The sequence below is a fragment of the Paenibacillus germinis genome (assembly GCF_013141785.1).
Taxonomy (GTDB): domain Bacteria; phylum Bacillota; class Bacilli; order Paenibacillales; family NBRC-103111; genus Paenibacillus_E; species Paenibacillus_E phytorum.
In genome coordinates, this window is record NZ_WHOC01000095.1 from 44,777 (window position 1) to 65,319 (window position 20,543).

19 protein-coding genes are annotated in these 20,543 nt (G+C 46.1%); 8 read left to right on the forward strand and 11 right to left on the reverse strand.

The genetic code is table 11. The features are described 5' to 3' along the window. Positions 1 to 22: 22 nt before the first annotated feature. The 6 genes from pyk to GC102_RS20035 all read right to left on the reverse strand — a co-directional run bounded on the left by pyk (position 23) and on the right by GC102_RS20035 (position 8,233). Positions 23 to 1,777, reverse strand: coding sequence for a pyruvate kinase (gene pyk / locus GC102_RS20010; RefSeq protein WP_171691116.1), 1,755 nt, complete (start codon positions 1,775 to 1,777; stop codon positions 23 to 25). Beyond that, positions 1,770 to 2,744: an acetyl-CoA carboxylase carboxyltransferase subunit alpha gene (locus GC102_RS20015; RefSeq protein WP_171642925.1), complete on the reverse strand. Its 975-nt coding sequence runs from the start codon at positions 2,742 to 2,744 to the stop codon at positions 1,770 to 1,772. The genes pyk and GC102_RS20015 overlap by 8 nt, the downstream gene beginning before the upstream one ends. Beyond that, positions 2,734 to 3,600, reverse strand: coding sequence for an acetyl-CoA carboxylase, carboxyltransferase subunit beta (accD, locus tag GC102_RS20020; protein ID WP_171642926.1), 867 nt, complete (start codon positions 3,598 to 3,600; stop codon positions 2,734 to 2,736). Before accD ends, GC102_RS20015 begins: the two co-directional genes overlap by 11 nt. Positions 3,601 to 3,667: 67 nt before the next feature. Then, on the reverse strand, positions 3,668 to 3,856 hold the full coding sequence (locus tag GC102_RS20025) for a hypothetical protein (RefSeq protein WP_028554922.1): 189 nt from the start codon (positions 3,854 to 3,856) through the stop codon (positions 3,668 to 3,670). A gap of 175 nt (positions 3,857 to 4,031) precedes the next feature. Further along, positions 4,032 to 4,532 carry a phosphatidylglycerophosphatase A family protein gene (locus tag GC102_RS20030; protein WP_171642927.1) on the reverse strand — a complete coding sequence of 167 codons (501 nt, stop codon included), beginning with the start codon at positions 4,530 to 4,532 and terminating at the stop codon, positions 4,032 to 4,034. Positions 4,533 to 4,603: 71 nt separating this feature from the next. Then, positions 4,604 to 8,233, reverse strand: coding sequence for a DNA polymerase III subunit alpha (locus GC102_RS20035; protein ID WP_171691117.1), 3,630 nt, complete (start codon positions 8,231 to 8,233; stop codon positions 4,604 to 4,606). Positions 8,234 to 8,357: 124 nt separating this feature from the next. Here GC102_RS20035 and GC102_RS20040 point away from each other — a divergent pair, with 124 nt between their 5' ends. The 3 genes from GC102_RS20040 (at position 8,358) to GC102_RS20050 (ending at position 9,565) form a co-directional block, all read left to right on the forward strand. Then, positions 8,358 to 8,690 (forward strand): YtrH family sporulation protein, encoded by a 333-nt coding sequence (locus GC102_RS20040; RefSeq protein ID WP_171642929.1) that lies wholly within the window; start codon positions 8,358 to 8,360, stop codon positions 8,688 to 8,690. Then, positions 8,687 to 9,178: a sporulation membrane protein YtrI gene (locus GC102_RS20045; RefSeq protein ID WP_171642930.1), complete on the forward strand. Its 492-nt coding sequence runs from the start codon at positions 8,687 to 8,689 to the stop codon at positions 9,176 to 9,178. The genes GC102_RS20040 and GC102_RS20045 overlap by 4 nt, the downstream gene beginning before the upstream one ends. Before the next feature lie 93 nt (positions 9,179 to 9,271). Next, positions 9,272 to 9,565: a YtpI family protein gene (locus GC102_RS20050; RefSeq protein ID WP_171691118.1), complete on the forward strand. Its 294-nt coding sequence runs from the start codon at positions 9,272 to 9,274 to the stop codon at positions 9,563 to 9,565. On the opposite strand, the gene GC102_RS20055 is transcribed toward GC102_RS20050, so the two are convergent. The 5 genes from GC102_RS20055 to GC102_RS20075 all read right to left on the reverse strand — a co-directional run bounded on the left by GC102_RS20055 (position 9,562) and on the right by GC102_RS20075 (position 14,090). After that, on the reverse strand, positions 9,562 to 10,890 hold the full coding sequence (locus tag GC102_RS20055; protein WP_057307274.1) for a DRTGG domain-containing protein: 1,329 nt from the start codon (positions 10,888 to 10,890) through the stop codon (positions 9,562 to 9,564). The two genes, GC102_RS20050 and GC102_RS20055, sit on opposite strands and share 4 nt — an antisense overlap. A gap of 179 nt (positions 10,891 to 11,069) precedes the next feature. After that, positions 11,070 to 11,348 (reverse strand): hypothetical protein, encoded by a 279-nt coding sequence (locus GC102_RS20060; protein ID WP_216625217.1) that lies wholly within the window; start codon positions 11,346 to 11,348, stop codon positions 11,070 to 11,072. Between the two features lie 103 nt (positions 11,349 to 11,451). Next, a complete protein-coding gene (gene nfsA / locus GC102_RS20065) occupies positions 11,452 to 12,180 on the reverse strand; it encodes an oxygen-insensitive NADPH nitroreductase (RefSeq protein ID WP_171691119.1) in 729 nt (242 codons plus the stop codon). A 328-nt stretch (positions 12,181 to 12,508) separates the two neighbouring features. Beyond that, complete coding sequence (locus GC102_RS20070; RefSeq protein ID WP_171691120.1) at positions 12,509 to 13,564, reverse strand: acyltransferase; 1,056 nt, start codon at positions 13,562 to 13,564, stop codon at positions 12,509 to 12,511. A 193-nt stretch (positions 13,565 to 13,757) separates the two neighbouring features. Beyond that, positions 13,758 to 14,090 (reverse strand): YlbF family regulator, encoded by a 333-nt coding sequence (locus GC102_RS20075; protein ID WP_171642934.1) that lies wholly within the window; start codon positions 14,088 to 14,090, stop codon positions 13,758 to 13,760. 171 nt (positions 14,091 to 14,261) lie between these two features. Between GC102_RS20075 and GC102_RS20080 the strand changes: the two genes are divergently transcribed. The 5 genes from GC102_RS20080 (at position 14,262) to GC102_RS20100 (ending at position 20,507) form a co-directional block, all read left to right on the forward strand. Beyond that, positions 14,262 to 15,638 carry a YheC/YheD family endospore coat-associated protein gene (locus GC102_RS20080; protein ID WP_171691121.1) on the forward strand — a complete coding sequence of 459 codons (1,377 nt, stop codon included), beginning with the start codon at positions 14,262 to 14,264 and terminating at the stop codon, positions 15,636 to 15,638. A gap of 9 nt (positions 15,639 to 15,647) precedes the next feature. Then, positions 15,648 to 16,775, forward strand: coding sequence for a YheC/YheD family endospore coat-associated protein (locus GC102_RS20085; RefSeq protein WP_171691122.1), 1,128 nt, complete (start codon positions 15,648 to 15,650; stop codon positions 16,773 to 16,775). Between the two features lie 100 nt (positions 16,776 to 16,875). Further along, positions 16,876 to 18,240 (forward strand): YheC/YheD family endospore coat-associated protein, encoded by a 1,365-nt coding sequence (locus GC102_RS20090; protein ID WP_171691123.1) that lies wholly within the window; start codon positions 16,876 to 16,878, stop codon positions 18,238 to 18,240. Beyond that, positions 18,240 to 19,367 (forward strand): YheC/YheD family endospore coat-associated protein, encoded by a 1,128-nt coding sequence (locus tag GC102_RS20095; RefSeq protein WP_171691124.1) that lies wholly within the window; start codon positions 18,240 to 18,242, stop codon positions 19,365 to 19,367. The genes GC102_RS20090 and GC102_RS20095 overlap by 1 nt, the downstream gene beginning before the upstream one ends. A 6-nt stretch (positions 19,368 to 19,373) precedes the next feature. Further along, positions 19,374 to 20,507: a YheC/YheD family endospore coat-associated protein gene (locus GC102_RS20100; protein WP_171691125.1), complete on the forward strand. Its 1,134-nt coding sequence runs from the start codon at positions 19,374 to 19,376 to the stop codon at positions 20,505 to 20,507. The last annotated feature ends 36 nt before the right edge of the window (positions 20,508 to 20,543 follow it).

The following is a 20,543-nucleotide window of genomic DNA, read 5'->3' on the forward strand; positions in this document are numbered from 1 at the left end:
TCTCGCTTCACTCTTTGCTATACTACAGAACGCTCGCTTGACCAGAGTAGATAACGCCAACTTCTGGATAGATCGAAACTTCTGTGCCATCTTTGATTAATTCCACTGCGTTCTCAACGCCTACAATTACCGGAATTCCTAGGCTTAAAGCAACTACTGCCGCATGGGAAGTGATTCCGCCCACTTCAGTAATCAGCGCTGAAGCTCTTTGTACAGCTGGCATATATTCTTTGTCCGTCGATACCGTTACAAGTACAGCACCGTCTACCATTTTCGCATTCGCTTCTTCTGGTGTACGAGCCGTTACCACGATACCCGTCGCTGTTTGCATGCCGATACCCGTTCCTTTGGCAATCATCTCACCTACGTGATGAACCTTGATCAAGTTCGTTGTTCCGGAGCGTCCAACAGGTACACCTGCCGTAATGACAACGATATCACCTAGAGACACGATACCTGTTTTGATGCTGCTTTCAACCGCAAGGTTGAACAGCTCGTCCGTCGTTTTCGCTTGCACTCCCATCACCGGAATAACACCCCATACGAGGGATAAGCGGCGAATGACTTGTTCGCTAGGCGTAACTGCGATGATTGGTGATTTCGGACGGTATTTGGATACCATTCTAGCTGTATATCCACTTTCCGTAGCCGTTAAAATCGCTTTCGCACCCAACTCCAAAGCTGAGTTAGCTACCGCTTGAGAAATCGCTTCGGTCACAGTAACTTGTTGCGCTTGCGCTTGACGAAGGAAAATTTCTTTATATTCCAAAGCTGCTTCCGCACGCTCAGCGATACGAGCCATCGTTTGCACGGACTCAACTGGATATTTACCAGCAGCTGTTTCACCGGACAACATCACAGCATCCGTTCCGTCGAACACCGCATTAGCCACGTCACTTGCTTCTGCACGCGTTGGACGCGGGTTACGCTGCATGGAGTCGAGCATCATCGTTGCCGTAATAACCGGCTTACCTACGATGTTACATTTTTTGATCATTTGTTTTTGGACAACAGGAACATCTTCAGCTGGAATTTCAACCCCAAGATCCCCACGAGCAACCATCAGACCATCGGATACTTCAAGGATTTCGTCTAAGTTGTCAACGCCCTCTTGGTTTTCGATTTTACTAATGATTTGGATATGTGAAGCATTGTGTCTTTCCAATAATTCACGAATTTCCATAACATCACTTGCTTTACGAACGAACGAAGCCGCAATGAAATCTACGCCTTGCTCGATACCGAAGACGATATCGTTGGCATCCTTCTCCGTGATACCCGGAAGACTGATTTTCACACCTGGTACGTTAACGCCTTTTTTGCTTTTAATCGTTCCGCCATTGACAATACGGCACTCGATTTCAGTTCCACGAATATCAACAACCGAAAGGCCAATTAAACCATCATCGATTAGAATGGTAGATCCAACAGCAACGTCACGCGGCAGATTCGAATACGTAACTGAGATACGATCTGCATCGCCTAAGATTTCTTCTGTTGTTAAAATGATGTGCTTGTCCTGAACAAGCTCAATCGGCTCTTCTTTCAATTTCCCCGTACGAATTTCCGGTCCTTTGGTATCAAGCAAAATAGCTGCTACTTTGCCTGTCTCAGCGGATGCAGCGCGAAGGTTGCGGATACGTGCGCCGTGCTCCTCAAAATCTCCGTGGGAGAAGTTAAGACGGGCAACATTCATTCCCGCTTCTAGAAGTTTTTTCAAATTCTCTTGTGATTCGCTTGCAGGTCCAATGGTACAGACAATTTTCGTTTTACGCATGGTTTCCCTCCTGAGTGAATGTGAACCGGCCGATCTCTCTAAATTTGCGGTAACGGTCCTCGAGCAGCTCCTGTTCGTTCATACTTAGCAAATGCTGAAGCTGTTCCCAGATAGCTGTTTTGATCAATTCTGCTTGTGCTGCTAAATCCCGGTGTGCGCCACCTTTAGGCTCTGGAATAATACCGTCGATCACCTTAAGCTCCAAGATATGATCCGCAGTAATTTTCATTGCTTCTGCCGCGTGTAAAGCTTTGGAAGCATCTTTATATAAGATGGAAGCCGCGCCTTCGGGACTAATAACCGAATAGATAGCATTCTCCAACATTAATACCTTGTTACCTACACCTAAGCCGAGTGCGCCGCCACTGCCACCTTCCCCAATAACAATACAGATGATCGGCACACGAAAAGAGGCCATTTCCAGTAAATTTCTGGCAATCGCTTCTCCTTGGCCGCGCTCTTCTGCAGCATTCCCAGGGAATGCCCCCTTGGTATCAATAAACGTTACAATAGGTCGTCTAAATTTGTCCGCTTGACGCATCAAACGCAGCGCTTTACGGAATCCTTCCGGATGTGGACAACCGAAGTTACGAGCAATATTGTCCTTCGTATCTTTCCCTTTTTGATGACCGACCACCGTAACCGTAATGCCGTTCAACTTGGCTAATCCACCTACAATCGCAAGATCATCTCCATATAGGCGATCACCATGAAACTCTATGAAATCCGTAAAGATAGTTCCAATATAATCAATCGTTGTCGGCCTTTGCGGATGGCGAGCCAACTGCATTTTCTCAGCAGAAGACATACTCGCATAAAGCTCATCTTCGAGTTCAGCATATCTTTCTTCCAAACGGCGAATTTCCTCTGAAAAATCAATTTGCTTCTCAGCGCCAAAAGCACGCAGTTCCGCAATCTTCTTCTTTAGTTCCGCCAGCGGCTGTTCAAACGGCATTTCACCCGCCATAAGTCGCCTCCCCCTGCACTCCGTGCATGTCTAACAGCTTGATTAACGTAGGACGCATATCCTTACGGCTCACGACCTTGTCGAGCTGACCATGCTCGAGATTGAATTCAGATGTCTGGAAATTGTCGGGCAGCTTCTGTTTAATTGTTTGTTCAATAACACGACGACCTGTAAATCCAAATGGTGCAGCCGGTTCAGCAATAATAATATCGCCTAACATAGCAAAACTCGCAGATACACCGCCGAAAGTCGGATCTGTAATAATAGAAATAAACAATCCGCCTTCCGCACCGAGCTTGGACAAAGCAGCGCTTGTCTTCGCCATTTGCATCAAGCTTAGAATGCTTTCTTGCATACGAGCTCCACCTGATGTGGAGTAAATGATAATTGGAACTTTCTTTTGAATGGCAGCTTCGATCGCTCTGGTTATTTTCTCCCCAACAACGGAGCCTAGTGATCCACCCATGAAGTCAAAACTCATAGCCGCAACAATAACCGGATAGCCACCAATCGTACCTTCCCCGGTCATAATTGCATCTTGTAATTTCGTTGTGCTCTTCGCTTTATCCAATTTCTCTACGTAATCAGGGAACTCCAGAGGATCCTCGGAGATCATGTCTGCGTCGTATTCCAAAAACTCACCTTCATCGAGCGTTAGTTGGATACGTTCCAATGCGCTTAATCGATAATGATAGCCACAAGCTGTACAGACTTTTAGATTTTTCTCAAGCTCTTTGCTCGTTTGGATCGTACCGCATTTCGGGCATTTATTCATTAAACCTTCAGGAATTTCCCGTTTTGTTTTCTCGGAAGGAATCGTTGCATATTTACGCTTTTGAAATAAATCCTTTAGCACATTTCCACCTCTACTTGGCTATTATCTTGAACTTCTGACAAGCCACGTTACTTACTTCTACTTTTCATTATCTATGTAAAATAGAATTGAGCACTTCCTGTACTTCCTCTAATTCGCCTTCTGGTACGACGATTTCGAACTGGTTTTTGGATAAGGAGATACCCCGAACTTGTACGAGAAATCCTTCTTCCGTCAGCCTCTGTTTAATCCGCTCTGCAATCTTCGCGGTAGGAGCTATGTATATCACCGTCCACATGAAAAAAAAACCTCCTATGACGTGCAACTACATGGATTAGGGCAAGTTAGCAACGATGATAATTAACATCCTACATAAGCATAGGCGCACACAATGGAATAATGATATCATAATTTCTCTTTTTCCCGCAACAGAGCACGTTCATGAAAAAAAGTGAAGTCTGAACTTTTTTGAGCTAGTCCAGACGTAATTTACTGCTATAATCAGGCGCATGCTCATTCTGATGAGCGATTCTGGCAGAAGCGGCAGCCGCTAAACCACAGATCAAATCATCCAGAAAAACATGCACAGAACTTTTATCATCATTCAATGTTCGGATAATACCCATTTTTTCCTTATCTAAATAGCCGAAGCTAGTTAAGCCGATCATTCCATATACATGAACAATGCCTAGGGCAAGAGTTTCATCGACGCCGAACAGAGGTTCATCCGCTTCTAGAATCGATTGCAAAGGCTCGGGCAGCAGCTTTTTCTCTGCCAATTCATCAAGAGCAATGCCCGTATAAAGCGTATACTGCACTTCCCGCTTGGCGAGAACAGCCAGCACACTCTCGATACACACTTCTTGCGATAGTTGATCATTATAGGGCTTTTGCAGCTTGAACACAATTTCAGAGATTTGCTCTACCGTTACACCACGTCTTTGCAGCAACTGGATCATATGTTGTTCGGTCATAAGTCTCCTCCTACGCATGTATTAAGCCCCTGAAATGCCGGGTTCCTATTCATATGCGGAGGATGCAATCTTTATTTCACTCTGACCGAATCTTTACCCATGATGGTCTCAATCATACGGAACAAATCCTTCGAAGGATCGACCAAATATTGGTCGCTCAGGGCCAAGAGCTTGTTGCTGCTTTCGTAGAAAAGCGCAACAGCGAGCGCACCCTTATGCAGCTTCAGCAGCGCCTTCAGCTGCAGCAGCTTATCCGGCTGCTCGCAGTCAGCCGAGATCTTGACGAACACCCGCTGCGCCTTCGGCTCCGCAGCGTTCGTGCGCGCAGGCTGCGCCGCAGCGCGGGACTCCTGGCGGCCCCCTGCAGGGGCCGCCTGTGTGACAGCGGCGGCGCTGCGTGCGCCGCCTGAGATGGCAGCCGTGCGCGCAGGCCGACCGCTGACTACGTCAGCGGATCGCCTATGCGCCCCTGGCTGCCGACGGAGCCGCTGGACACCCGCAGGGTCGTCCAGCGCGACAAGCTGCTCCGCGAGCAGCTTGGGCGGGTCCTCGTCCTGAAGCTGCAGCTTCGCCCGGACGAGGACGAGTCTGCCCTTCTGCACGAGCGGAGCCGCATTCTTCCAGGTCTCAGGGAACAACACCACCTCGACCTTATCGATGCGATCCTCCAGCTCCATGAAAGCCATGGGTTGCCCTTTCTTCGTGACGATCGTCTTATTCGAGAGGATCATCCCCGCGACAAGAACCTCACTGTTATCTGGCATCTCAGCTAGCTGATGAAGCATAGCTGCTTCCATCTCACCCAGCTGCTCCGCATAGGCATCAAGCGGATGTCCAGATATATACATGCCGAGAAGTTCCTTCTCGAGCTCCAATTGTTTGCTCTGCGGCATCGGAGGTATGTTCGGAACTTCCACCTCCCAGTTTGGTTCTTCAACGAAGCCGAAGAGGTGAAGCTGCAGATCATCCCGTTCCTTGCGCCATTTGGTTGCTGAGGCGATGGTTTCATCGAGAATAGCCATCAGCTGAGCGCGATGCCCGCCTAGAGTGTCAAAGGCTCCACCTTGAATGAGCGATTCAATTACTCGCTTATTACATACGCGTAAATCAACACGTCTGCAGAAATCAAGCAAGCTCTCGAACTGTGACTTTTTCCGTTCATTAAGAATAGCATCGATCGCTTGAGTGCCTACATTTTTGATCGCAGCAAGTCCGAAACGGATCGCCCCGGCCGCAGGATCCGGTGTAAATACTGTTCCACTGCCATTGACATCAGGCGGCAGCACAGCCAATTTCACCCGTCGGCATTCATCCACATATTCGGCTACCTTCCGATGATTCCCCATAACAGCCGTTAACATAGAAGCCATAAAATAAATTGGATAGTGCGCTTTTAAATAAGCCGTTTGGAAGGCCAGCACCCCATAAGCCGTTGCATGCGCCCGCGGGAAACCATAATCAGCAAAACGCACGATCATATCATACACATGATTAGCCTCATCGGCGTTAAAACCTTGACGCAAGCTGCCCGAAACGAAATGTGCCCGTTCTTCATCCAGCACTTCCCGCTTCTTCTTGGACACCGCTCGTCTTAACAAATCTGCTTCGCCTAAGCTGAAACCTGCCATTGATGAGGCGATTTGCATAATTTGCTCTTGATACACGATAATGCCGTACGTATCCTTTAGGATAGGTTCTAGCGTTGGGTGCGGATAGACGACCTCCATCTGTCCGTGCTTTCCATAAATGTACTTCGGTATAAACTCCATTGGACCTGGACGGTATAAGGCCACAACAGAAATAATATCTTCAAATTCAGAAGGCTTCAAATCCTTCAGCACTTTGCGACAACCAGTGGACTCCAACTGGAAGACGCCTGTCGTTTCTCCCTTGCTAAGCATACCGTAGGTCACAGCATCCTCATCCATGTCCAGCATATCAAAGTTGAGGCGCACATCTTCCATCTGTGCAATCCAATCAACCGTTCGTTCTATAATAGACAGCGTCCGCAAGCCGAGAAAATCCATTTTCAACAGTCCGATGGCCTCCAAATGCTCCATCGTATACTGGGTAAGAGCTGTCTGAGCCGTGCCTTCTTGGAGAGGCACATACTGTGTTAACGGTTCTCTGGAAATGACAACCCCAGCAGCATGCGTTGAAGCATGACGCGGCATTCCTTCAACACGCATCGCCATTTCAAGCAATTCTGCTGTCTTGGGCTGTCTTGCGACCAGCCCCTTTAAATCAGAGCTAACCTGCAGTGCTTCCGTTAAGGTCATACCTAGTTGATTCGGAATCGCCTTGGCAGCGCGGTCAACATCCCCATAGGGTACATTTAATACGCGTCCGACGTCCCTAACCGCTGCTTTGGCCGCCATCGTTCCGAAGGTAATAATTTGCGCGACATGCTCGTGCCCATATTTGGCAACCACGTAATCAATGACTTCATCCCGGCGTTCATCGCTAAAATCGATATCAATATCTGGCATCGTAATCCGCTCAGGATTAAGAAAACGTTCAAACAGCAGCTTATATTTCAATGGATCCACATTCGTAATGCGCAGTACGTAAGCAACTAGACTTCCGGCAGAAGATCCCCTACCCGGCCCTGTCATAATCCTTTTCTCATGCGCAAAACGGATGAAATCCCATACGATTAAGAAATAATCCGAAAAGCCCATTTTCTCAATAACGCCTAACTCATAAGTAAGACGTTCTTCCGCTTGTTTCCGCAGCGGTGAATCCGCGGTATGCCACTCAGATTTAGCAGAATAACGCTGCTCTAGCCCCTGCACACAGAGCTCTCGCAAATATTCTCCAGCTGTGAGGTGCTCTGGAATCGGACGAAAGCTAGGCAAAATAGATTTACCGAACTCCAGTTCGAGTTCACAGCGTGAAGCTACAACGCCCGTATTCGTAAGCGCTTCGGGTACATGGACGAATAAACGTCTCATCTCCTCCTCGCTTTTCAAATACATCTGACTCGTCCCCATCTTAAGCCGATCTGTATCCTCCACCGTTTTGCCAGTTCCAATACAAATGAGAATGTCCTGCATCACGTGATCTGGTTCAGTCACATAGTGCACATCATTCGTGGCAATAAGCGGTATTCCGGTTTCTTTGCTCAACTCGATCATCGAGATCATCACTTTTTTCTGCTCAATCATTCCATGATCTTGAATTTCCAGAAAGAAGTCGTCGCCGAAAATATCACGATAGCGCTCCGCCGCTTTTTTGGCTTCATCGTGACGATTGTGAAGCAAATGCTGAGAAACCTCACTGCCTAAGCAGGAGCTCAGACAAATAAGTCCCTCTGAATGCTTGGATAAATGTTCCAAATCGATACGCGGTTTATAGTGAAAGCCCTGTAAATGCCCGATTGAACAGAGCTTCATTAAATTCTGATAGCCTTGAAAATTTTTGGCGAGCAGGATGAGGTGATAGATCGGCTGTTCCTGTCTAGTCCCTTTATCACGAATAGATCCCGCTGTGAAATAGACTTCACAACCAATAATTGGTTTAATGCCTCGCTGTTTGCAGGCTTTGTAGAAGGCAATGGCCCCGTACATGACACCGTGATCTGTCAATGCCAGAGAGGTCATGCCAAGATCAGCCGCTCGGGAAACAAGCTCCTCCATACGTGCCGCACCGTCTAATAAACTGTATTCACTATGAACATGCAAGTGTACAAACGAACTCATCAGCATGTCCTCCCTTCTTTCATTTTATTCCTTATATTTTATCATATTGGTGCTAGGCATTCCCATACATTAAGTATAGAGAGTTTGTCCTCTTTAACTTAGCTGGAAAGGAAGCGATAAGGACATGTATGTCTTTTGGGCAAATATTATCGTGTATTTCTGTATTGCATTCGGGGTCGTATTTGGAGGCAGCATGTTAAGTGGAATAGCAGCCGTGCTCACGCTTCAATCACCGACGGAAAAAATGCTGACCATTGCAGAGAACATTAAAATCTGGGCCATGGTAGCTGCCGTTGGCGGCACGATTGATCCGATACGCTATATTGAAAGCCATGTAGCTATAGGGCATTTGAATCCCGCTATTAAGCAAATCGTTCTGATTATAGTTGCCTTTATTGGCGCGCAGATGGGCACTTCACTCATTCAAATGATCTGCAAAGGGGGCAATCAGCCTTGAGGATCCCTCCTTTTGCCCGATATCAACGTCTGCTTTCGAGCTTAGGACTGATGCTTTCGGGAGCTATCATTGGGAGCGCGGTCTATATGAGCATTCATCAGTATAACTACACGCAACTATATGTGGAGATGCATAAATATTTGCAAGAAAATCGTGATTTGCATGCCGATATCGACAACTTAAACAAGACAAAAAATAAGCAATCCTTAATTAATGTCGTCAACGTACATTTAGTTCCGAAAAATCAGGAAGAACTCATTAGTGAAGATATTCAGAAAGAAATTGAGAGCGATATTAAAAGCGAGCTCAAGCTCGTTATTGGCCAAAAGGCCGCGTTCGTACGGGACTCACAGCCCCTTTATGAAAAAATTATTACCCAGCGGACCTATATTTTGCATGATAAAAAATATGTCGTTGAGGTCAAATCCATCGTATTGATTCAAACCGAACTGACTGTCTGGATTACGGCTCAAGAGAAACGAACATAACCGTCCTGAGGACTTTTTAGGTGATAGAATATTGCAATCTTCCATTAAAATCGCTAAAGTAAACATTAAACTCGCCTAAAGGACGGATCATACATGTTCGCCATTCAAATCACTTTATTCTCCCTTATTTGCATACTGCTAGCGCTATCCTTGTATTTCAGCTTCCGGTCTCGACGCGAAAGTGACCCAGCCAGACGCGGTTTATTCTCGGCCCGTATGAATATTTGCATGGGTTTGATGCTCGTTCTGATTGCCATCACCCAAATCTTCTTCTTTAGTGAATCCAGCTTTCGCCGTATCTTCGGCACCGTGCTGGTCTTGCTAGGTCTGTTCAACTTATTCGCCGGCATTCGCAATCACGGGCACTTCGATCGCATGCTGCGTTAAATGACTTGAGCGGTTAGCATCGCTTTGGAAACCAAAGTCCCAGCATGATAAATTTCTACATCAATTTTGCCAAACTTACGGCTCACCTCAATGATGGTGGGTCGTATTTCTATTTTGGAGTCAATTTGCAGCGGTTTTAAGAAATAGGTCGACATATTGTCCATGACGAGATCCCCCTTCTTATGTTCCTGCACGATACGATAGGCTGCTTGGGTCATCAGTGTTGTAAGAACACCTTCCGATACCGTCCCCAAATGATTCGTCATCTGTGGGGTGATAACGCCATGAAACTGCAGCGACCCCTTCTCATCCCTAACTTCTTCCAGTCCGGACCAGATTAAATCCTCGAACGTTTCACCATTCTGCGGCTGCTTCTGAATATACTGCATGGCTTTCAGCACATCGCTGCGATTAAGCACGCCAAGTATTTTGCGGTTTGTATCCACAACTGGCAGCAGTTCAATGCCTTCCCACACCATCATGTGGGCCGCAGATGCTACCGAAGTTTGGGGCGTTACAGTAAGCGGACTGCGCGTCATAAGCTTATCTACCGTTTGTAGAGAATTAGCACCCACCATATCCTTCGAGGTCACAACTCCAATAATTCGGTTCCACTCGTCTACGACAGGAAAACGACTGTACCCTGTATCCTCTGACATGCGCTGCCAGTCTTTCAGTGTACTATTTGCCTTAAGGGCATATAAGGAAGCTCCTGATGCCAGGATGTCCTCGACAAGCATAATCTTCTTCTTGATCAATCGATCGTATATGGCTCTATTAATCATGGAGGCAACTGTAAATGTATCGTAGCTGCTCGAAATAATGGGTAGTTCCAGTTCATCTGCAAGGACTTTCACCTCTGTACTGGTGTTAAATCCCCCCGTAATGAGCACACCTGCGCCTTGTTCCAAAGCACAGATATGGGCACGGTTGCGATTACCAACGATAAGAAGGCTACCTGCCTCAATGTAGCGCATCATAGCATCCTGTTCCATCGCGCCGATAACGAACTTGTGCAGCGTCTTATGGAGTCCTCGTGAGCCGCCAAGCACTTGCCCATCGACCATATTCACGACTTCAGCAAATGTGAGCTTATCAATGTTCTGCCGCAGTTTTTTCTCGACTCTTACGGTTCCGATTCGCTCTTTGGTTGAGACCAGACCTTGATTCTCTGCCTCTTTAATAGCTCGGTAAGCCGTTCCTTCACTGACTTCCATGTTCTTGGCAATTTTGCGAACAGAGATCCGGCTGCCAAGCTTCAAGCTTTCAATATAGCGCAAAATCTGTTCATGTTTCGTTAACGTATCCACGGATTGTGTATCCAACTGTTACACCTCATTCGCTTGTTCCTGTATTACTCTGTACTACTAGTATAATCGTTCCAAAGCGCAAGAACAATGAAATCAGCTTTTTCTAAATAAAAAATCCAACCCTATTGGATTGGATGCTTTATTTGTATTATAACAAACATATGTTCGTTGTCAAAATGGAAATCTTTTCTTTGCTACTTGCGAAATTGCAGAAGTTTCCGACGACCTTGAACAAGCTGCTCCAACTGCCATTTTTTCATCCGATTGATGCGGCTCATCTCTTTGCGTTTCTCTTCATCCACACCAAGTATTTGATGCAAATGAGAGGCTGTCACAAGCAGAGCCATTACGATCCAAATGCTACTAAACACCATAGGCAGCGATCCTACATCTCGAAACTCCAATTGGGGAATGGAGTAAAATAGCATGCCTAACGTTAAGCTCATGTAGACGACATTTTTAAAGCCTTTCAAAATGATCACTCCTTTCGCTTTAGATAAAAAAAGAACCTATCTCATCCTATTTTCATTGTATGAGACAAGTTCTTTTTATATGTTCAAAGCGAAAGATAAAGACTTACTCAACCTCGAAACCCTGGGAGCTTAGGAAGGGTTTCATGTGCTCTCTCGGCCGCTGCGCTTTGGCGGCCATATCCTTGGACCAGGTCGTATCGACTTTGCCGCCCGATCGAACCTTCATATAGTCGCGGATGCTCTCGTCGTACACGTCGACCGCTCCTTCGTTATCCGTATACCGATTTTCATGGTATACGGCTTCTCGCGGGAGCCGCGGCCGCTGCAGCGGCTCTTGATCCGGCGTGCCGATGCACATGCCGAAGACCGGGTACACCAGCTGCGGCAAGCCCAGCAGCTGAGACACCTCAGCGGGCTTATTGCGCAGCCCGCCAATATACACCACGCCGAGTCCGAGTGACTCGGCGGCAATCGCAGCATTTTGCGCAGCTAATGCCGCATCTACCGTAGCAACGATGAAATTCTCAGCGTTGCCAGTAACCGGGGTGTCCCCGTGACGGTGGACAGCCTGTGCATAGCGGTGCAAATCCGCGCACCACACGAGGAACAGCGGACACTCGCTGACGTAAGCTTGATTGCCGGCTAGCTCAGCAATCTGGTTCTTCAGCCCGTTATCCGTAACGCGGATAACACTATACGCTTGCATATTACTGGATGTAGATGCCGCTTGAGCAGCCGTCAGAATAGCATCCAGCTGTTCCGAGCTTACTGTCTCATTCGTAAACTTACGAATTGAGCGATGATTTTGCAATAAAGAAATGATTTCGTTCATCCTTCAACAACCTTTCTTCTATATGTAGAATATATTTAGAAAGTCTCCACCGATATGGTCGACAAACTGTTACTAGCGGAACAACCTCGACTTCACTGAACCATTCTGTCCAACAATCCGTTACTGCAATTATCCAATACGCGAGAAAAATTTTCAAATAAATAACCGCTAGTGCTTGCCGAAAGTGCGGTTTCCAAGCCTATTCGCCTACCCTGCACTTCCCTCCTCAGCTGACAACAAGTTATCTGAACTATTTTTTTAATCGTAGGAATCGTGCGACTGTGAAGTAAACAAAAAAAAGACCCAACCAACTGGGTCCTCATCTTTATCATATCGATAACACTTTTCTTACTTTTCTATATAACAGCGTGAGTACCCACGGTATCGCAACAATCAGCACAAATACGATCCCGTTATACACGTTAAAAAGCAAAATCGAGCCAGGCATATTTACTTTATATTTCCATAGTGATAACAACGCTGGATGCATCAAGTAGACACCAAATGACACCGAGCCTAGCGAGACGAAGAAGCGTGCAACTCTGGTTGATTTCTGGAGAAGCCATTTCGCAATCCAGATAAAGCTTACACCAATGCCAATGCTATAGAGAAGCCATAAAATTTCGTACCACGTATTTTCAAACTTATATCCTTTTAGTCCCAATAGGTAAAGCATCACATAGGCCAAACCACTGAGGAATGCAGCTGGCATCACCCAACCTTTGTTCCGATCCATCCAAGAACGAAAGGCGCCGTAGTTCATGCCAATTGCACCGCCAACGAGGAAATACCCGAAATACGTTATGCAAAGTTCTGGTTTATGACTAATCGTTCCGAACCAGTGGCTGTAAATGTAAACGCCCGCTTGAATGGCTAGTCCCCAAAGTGCCAGCGTTCTGCGGAACCATGGCGCATTTCTAACAGCCCACACTAGCAGCGGAAACAGCAGGTAGAACTGTACAATAATAATCATGAAATACAAGTGATAGCCGGAATCTGCCCATTTTAACTGTTCTAAAAAAACACGTAGATCAAATTTAATGGGGTGCCCCGGCGTCCAAAGCCAAGGATTATATATATAGTAGAAGAAGGACCAAACGATATAAGGAACTAACACTTGGCGGACACGTTTCCAATAGAAAATGCCAGCCTGTTTCGCACTCCAATTATCCGTATAAATGTAGAATAATACAATGCCACTCAGAAAAATAAACAGCGGGACAGCGAAATAACTTATTTTATTCAAAAATAAAATGATCAGCTCTGTGCTGCTCCCCTTCAAAGCCGGATCCACTGTCCAGTCCGCGGTAACATGAATCAGAACGACTGCAAGGATGGAGAAGGCTCTAACGATATCGAGCTCCGTGATTTTTGCTTTTGCCATAACGGTTTCAAGTCCTCATTTCCTAATAAATACCCTTTTACTATAGACAGTTTCGAGATATTTCGCAACAGCGAGCCTAGCAAAAAGGCATCCCTACTCTTCGTTTGTTTACTAAAAAAAGAGTGCAGCCCAGGAGTAGACTTCTAGACGACTAGATGACTAGACTTCTCTACGAGGGATACACTCTTTTTTATTACAACATTGCTTTTAACGGCTCAGCAATGATCCGCTGCACATCTTCCAGTACGATCGACAATCGACGCTCCGCGTCGAATAATTGGTTAATACGTGGATTGAGAGCAAGCTCCTCATATCGTTTCTGCAATTGTTCCATATCCTCTTGCGGCGGCATGTCGCCCCCTGCCATTTTTTGCTGCAGCTCATTTTGACGATTGCGAAAATCTTCCAACAAGCTCTTACTGGCTGCATCACCGTTAATGATGGAGCGGAATTCCTTCATATCCTTGTATTCACTGCTTTCCTTAATTGCTTTTGCCAATTCGTAAGCCTTATCATGTACATTCATTTTATTTCCTCCTGATTTTTATTTGTTATGGCCTATGTACTTTCTCAACGAATAAAAGGGCACTTTCGGACAGATGCCTAGGCACCAAGGGAAATATGTCCTCATATGATGGAGTAGTTTACTTTGCTTAAGCAGCAATGCCATTTTTGATGCTGGAAGGAGTGTTCGCTATTGACCCGGACGAAAGTTGGAATATCCATTCAAGGCACCAGCATCTATTTGGATGATCGGACCGTTGTTCTAAGTGAAGCCATTGCAAAAAAATGGAAAGTTCCGTCCAATCAAACGATTACTATGCGATTTGGCTCTGCCAAGCAGGATGTCAAAATTGTCACCGCCTCAACGTCGAACAGTTTACGTGTAAACCCTGCTCTAGCTTCCAAAATCGGACTTCATCATGGGGCTCAACTCAATCTCCATTATAGGCAAAACGCAAGCACCTTGTCGATCGGACCCTTGATTGGCGTAATGATTAGCCGGGTTTATGCTAGCTCAAATGATCGTCCATTCGGTGCTATCACCGCTTTTTGTAAAGAAATGACGGACGCGTGTGACCTTTTCGGGGCTATTGTGTGCTTTTTTCCGCCTGATGAAATGCGTGCCAATGCCCAAACGCTATCCGCGTATTCGTATTCCAATGGTTCCTGGAGCAAAAAAACGTTTCCGATTCCCAATGTCATCTATAATCGACTTACCTCGCGCAAATACGAAAATATGGCCAATGTTCAACAATTCATGAAAGACGCCAAAGCTCGCCATGCCACTGATATCTTTAATGAGAAATATTTGAACAAAACGGAAGTATTCGAGGCCTTGCGCAAAGATAACACCCTCCATGGATATTTACCCGAATCCTATCTCTTTAAAAACTATCAGATGTTGAAATCCATGGCCGCACGTCATCCGGTCTTATTCCTTAAACCGATTACCGGAAGTTTAGGTAAAGGGATCATTCGCATTCGCAAGGAAGCAGGAGATGGCTTTACCTGTCATTTTACGAACCTCGCTGGGGTTCGCAAACAATCTTTCTCCTCGCTAACCGCTGTGTTCCAAGCCTTATCCGGCAAGCTCAAGACACAACGTTATCAATTACAACAAGGACTCGATCTCATCACTTCCGACGGTAACCCTGTTGATTTCCGAGCTCTTGTACAGAGGGGAGCCCAAGGGCAATGGGCCATAACGTCTATTGTTGGTCGAATTGCAGGAACGCAGCATTTTGTCTCTAACCTGGCTCGTGGCGGCAGTCTTACGACCGTGCCTGGAGCACTTGCTAAGTCTTCGTTTTCGTCAGCAACACGTGTCTCCGTCTCGGGACGTTTGCGCAAAGCTTCTCTAGACATCGCCAAAGGGATTGAAACACAAATTCCCAATCATTTTGGTGAGTTAGGAATCGACCTTGCTGTAGATAAAATGGGTAAAGTTTGGCTGCTCGAAGTGAACTCCAAGCCGTCCAAGGATGATAATACCCCTCTTAACAATGAGCGGAAAATTAGACCGTCTGTTAAACAAATCGTGCAGTATGCGCGTTTTTTAGCGAAGTTCTGAGGTGAAAACATGCGGTTAAGCGCAACTCGTCCCTTGCTAGGGATAATGGTGACGGAACAGAATCGAAAGCTGCCTTTTGCGAGTTCGGACTTTTATGAGCATCTCACTTCTTATGGTGATAGCGAGGGTCTCGACGTGTTCGTCTTCTCACCGAATCGTATCGATTGGAAGCAAGAAATGGTGAGAGGTTATACCTACCTGAGTGAAACTCAAGAATGGGTCATGAAACTTTTCCCTCTGCCTTCACTTATCTATGATCGATGCTTCTTTAGCAGTAAACACAGCTATAGGCAGTACCGTTACCATGTTGGCAAGCTGCGTGCGAAACCCCATATTCGTTTTCTAGGATATGGTTTGAGCGGAAAGTGGGAAGTGGGTCAGATCCTACAGAAAGATAGCGCTTTGCATCTCTACTTACCTCAAACGAGCATGCTGACAAGTGGCACAGGGCTGAGAAAATGGCTTCGTACAAGAAGCGATGTTTTCCTCAAACCACAGGGTGGCAGCCAAGGCAGAGGTGCATTGCATATTCACAAGATAAGCACATTGGACGATAACAGCTCTTTTCATATAAAAGGGCGAGATGCCCATAATCACCCCATAGAGCGTGATTTTAAAGACTTTGATTCGTGTTGGTTTTGGCTTCGCAACCTGATTGGTATGCGACCTTATCTGATACAAGAATACCTAACTCTCCATTCAACAGAGGGCATGGCTTACGATGTACGCTCCCTCGTACAAAAAAACGGCCGTGGGTTATGGGAAAGTACCGGCATGGCCGTACGTATTGGCAAACCTGGAAGCATCACCTCCAATCTACATGGCGGAGGCACTGCTGAAGATGTGACCTCGTTCCTTACCAAGGAGTTTGGAGACTCGAAGGCACATGAGCTTATAGCCACACTCGATATGCTTTCAAGCCGAATTCCCCCTTTTCTGGAAGCTCATCACGGGCGACTGGCTGAGCTTGGTATTGATCTAGGGATTGACACCTGTGGTCGCGTGTGGATTCTTGAAGTGAACTCGAAGCCGGGCAGGACAATTTTCGCACGAATGCGTAACGAGAAAGCACGCACGAAATCCATTGCAAACCCCATACATTATGCTGGATTCTTACTCCACAAAAAGCTGAGTTGAGCTTGGCTTTGCTGGTATGTGCCAAAGTAGGCAGATGGTCATTTCTGCCTGTTTTGACACGGAAAGCCCCGTAGGGCAACAAGTTTAGGAGGGTAACCTAATGAGTTTGACAACGTGTATGCTCCACGCCGTACAACGAACAGATAGATCGGTCTACTTAACAAGTGAACTCGTCAAAGCTTTACGGTTAACCGGCAATAAATCGATAACTGTAAAGGTTGGCAGTAAAAAAGCGACCCTACCGATCCGTCTGATCAAAAAAAGTGGTCAGCATATGTACATTCCGCTTTCCCTGATGGCCTCCTTACGCATTCCTCGAACAGGGAGTGTGTTCGTAGCCAATAACAATAATAAAGAACTTCGCATCGGCCCAGTCATTGGTATCTTAACCAACGTAGTGAGCGGTACATCACCATTCGGTACAAAAACTGGATTCATTCGCCAAATTATGAGTACAGCCTCAACAAAGTCCTTCGCTTTCGCTTTCAGCCCCAAGAGCGTTAATTGGATTCAAGAAACCGTTACAGGCATTATTCCGAAAGAAGGCGGAGGTTGGGTACGCAAAACATTCCCATTGCCTGATGTTGTCTATAATCGGCTGTCTAGCCGTATAGCAGAGAAATCTGCAGGTATGGAAGGCTTTAAGGAACGATTTGTACGAAGAGGGGTTCCCCTCTTTAACTGGAGCTTCTTTGATAAATGGGACGTTTACAAAATGTTAGATGGCGATGATGCGTTCCGCTTCGTCCCAGAATCCCGGATCAATCCGTCTGCTGATCAAATTAAAGAAATGCTTGATAAACATAAATTCATTTACTTGAAGCCCACGGCAGGGAGCCTAGGTATCGGTATTTTCCGCGTAACGTATAATCCTAAGCGAGGTTACTTTGTTCGGTACCGCAAAGGCGGTAAAAACGTTCTCATCCGTTACGGAAAATTCGATGGTTTAATGCAAATGCTTGGAACTGGACGTGGCCGCCTCACGAATTATGTTGCACAGCAAGGGATCCGTCTCATTGAAATCGATAGCTGTCCGATAGATTTCCGCTTCCATTTGACGAAGAACGGCAATAACAATTGGGTTGTAGCTGCAATCGGGGCGAAAAAATCTGGTAAAGGCAGTGTTACCACCCATATACGCAACGGCGGTCAATTGATGACGCCAGAACAGGTACTGCGTCAAATCTACGGCACTCGCGCGGAGCAAGTGCTTACCAATGCCAAAGAAACGGCTATTAAGCTCGCCGAGGGCATCGAGAATAATTATAACCATTTACTTGGAGAGCTCGGATTCGATATCGGTATTGATCAAAATGAGAAAATCTGGATGTTCGAAGCAAATGCCAAACCGGGGAGATCCATTTTCAAACATCCCTCTTTGAAAGAAGGCGACGTCGCTACTTTACAAAATATTTACGAGCACTGCCTCTTTTTGAGTCGCTTCCGCTCTAGGAGGGAAAACTAATGGGCTTCTTCCTTCATGAGATAGGACAAAAGCCTACTCTTGCCATTCTCACCGTTAAGGATAGTAAGCGTGTATTTCGCGGCAATCTGGACAATTTCAGGGATTTAATTCAAACTGGCGAACAATTTGGTGTTGATGTTTACATCGTGACCACGAAGGACTTCACCTTGTCCAGCCCCGAAATATATGGTTATCGCTTTAATGACGAAACCAAAAAATGGAGCAGGGAACTCGTTCCCGCTCCACAAGTCGTATACAATCGTATTCCCTATCGCAAGATGGAAATGAAGCCTGAGGTCCAGCAAACCATTCAAGCATGCAATCGCAGCTCCAGCATTCAGTTATTCAATCCTTCCTTCTTCAACAAATGGACCTTGTTCGGATGGTTAAATAGCGCCAAAGAAAGCAAACCTTACATGCCCGATACGCAGCAATTGAACTCGGCAAATGATCTAACTCAGCTATTGCGTAAACATGCCGTACTCTACTTAAAACCAGTAAAAGGTAAAGCAGGGAGAGGCATTATGCGCATTGATCGATTAACGACTGCAAATGGCCGCCGTAATTATCGGCTGAGCCGCCAAGAAAATAAGAAGATGGCTTATAGCTACCACAATTCCACTGATGAGCTATGGAATGAATGGAATAAACACCGTGGTACCCATGATTACATCGTGCAGCAAGGTATCGCTTTAACGAGATACAAAGAGCGTGCTTACGATTTACGCGCTTTGGTCCAGAAGACGTCCAAAGGTGTCTGGAGTGTGTCCGGTATTGGAGCTCGTGTAGCGGGTAGAGCCAGCATCACGACACATGTACCTCGCGGCGGATCAATTGACGAGCCACGCAAACTGCTTACGTCTGCGTTTGGTGCCACGGAAGCCAAAAATATTTTGACGCGAGTTCGCAAAGCCGCTGTTACACTCGCTGCGCAAATTGAGAAGTCATCCGGCAATCAACTTGGTGAAATGTCTATGGATATTGGTGTTGATACCGCAGGACACATCTGGTTCTTCGAAGCTAATTCTAAACCAATGAAATTCGATGAACCCAAAATTCGTCAAAAATCACTCGAACGCATTATCCGTTACAGCCTTTACTTGATTAATCATGGGAGAAGAAGGTGATTATGCTTGTCTTCGAAACGACTGGGCGTACTCGCTATCTATTTAAGCAAATCTCGGCTCGAAGAGCTTTCTTACTTTCAGCGGCTAAGTAGGGAGGGCAAGAAACTTGGTGTGCAGGTTGAGGTATTTACTCCGGATGACGTCGAAGGTGACAACGCCGTTCGTACGCTGACGTATGATTCCGGTCTGGGGAAATGGATTCGCAAGCGAACTTCTTTTCCCCCTATTATTTATGATCGCTGCCGGTATAAAGCGGCGGCAAATTATCAGATGCTCAAAGCATTTCGTAATCGGCATGCCATGCTTACCTATTTAAGCAAACCACTAGCTAACAAATGGTCGATGCATCAAACCTTATCAGAGAATGATAACATTCGCCCCTATTTACCTGCTACTGACCGATATAGCTCCGTGCAGGAGCTGCTGAAGTTTCTAAAGAAGCATAAGCTAATCTATGTAAAACCGAAGAATGGCACAGGTGGAAGAGGAATATTACGAATTGAACAGCTCGGTTCTGATCTTTACTTATTACAAGGAAGGAATCAGCAACGAACCATCATCGCTCCATTCCGCGCGACGGAAAAACAGCTTGCGATCAAACTGCATACCCTGAAATTGAGCCCCGATTATGTGGTTCAGCAAGGAATACAGCTAACACTGAGAGATGGCCGTGTGCATGATTATCGTTTGCTAATTCAGAAAAATGGCCGTGGCGAGTGGGAAGTGACCGGTTGTGCGGGCCGTATTGGTCCTCATCGCAGCATCACTTCGAATCTTCACGGCGGTGGAAGTGCAGTAACCCAGGATAAATTGCTAGCCTACCGTTTTTCTTCCGAAGAAAAAATGGAAACAATTAAGAAAGAAATGAACAGCTTCGCGTATAAGCTCGCTGCCTATTTGGAAAGTAAATTCGGTAAGTTGTGCGAGTTAGGCATGGATATTGCCGTAGATCCCAAAGGAAATGTTTGGCTGCTCGAAGTAAATCCTAAGCCATCACGAGAAGTATTTCGCAAAATTGGTCAACATTCAATCTATCAGAAGGCGGTTACAAGGCCACTTGAATATGCTGTTTGGATGATGAAACAAAAGAAAATAAAAATAGAAGAACAAACATCGGAAGAAAAAAAAGCCGAATCATAACGCAAGCAATCGGAAGCGTCAGCTAAAAGACTAGCC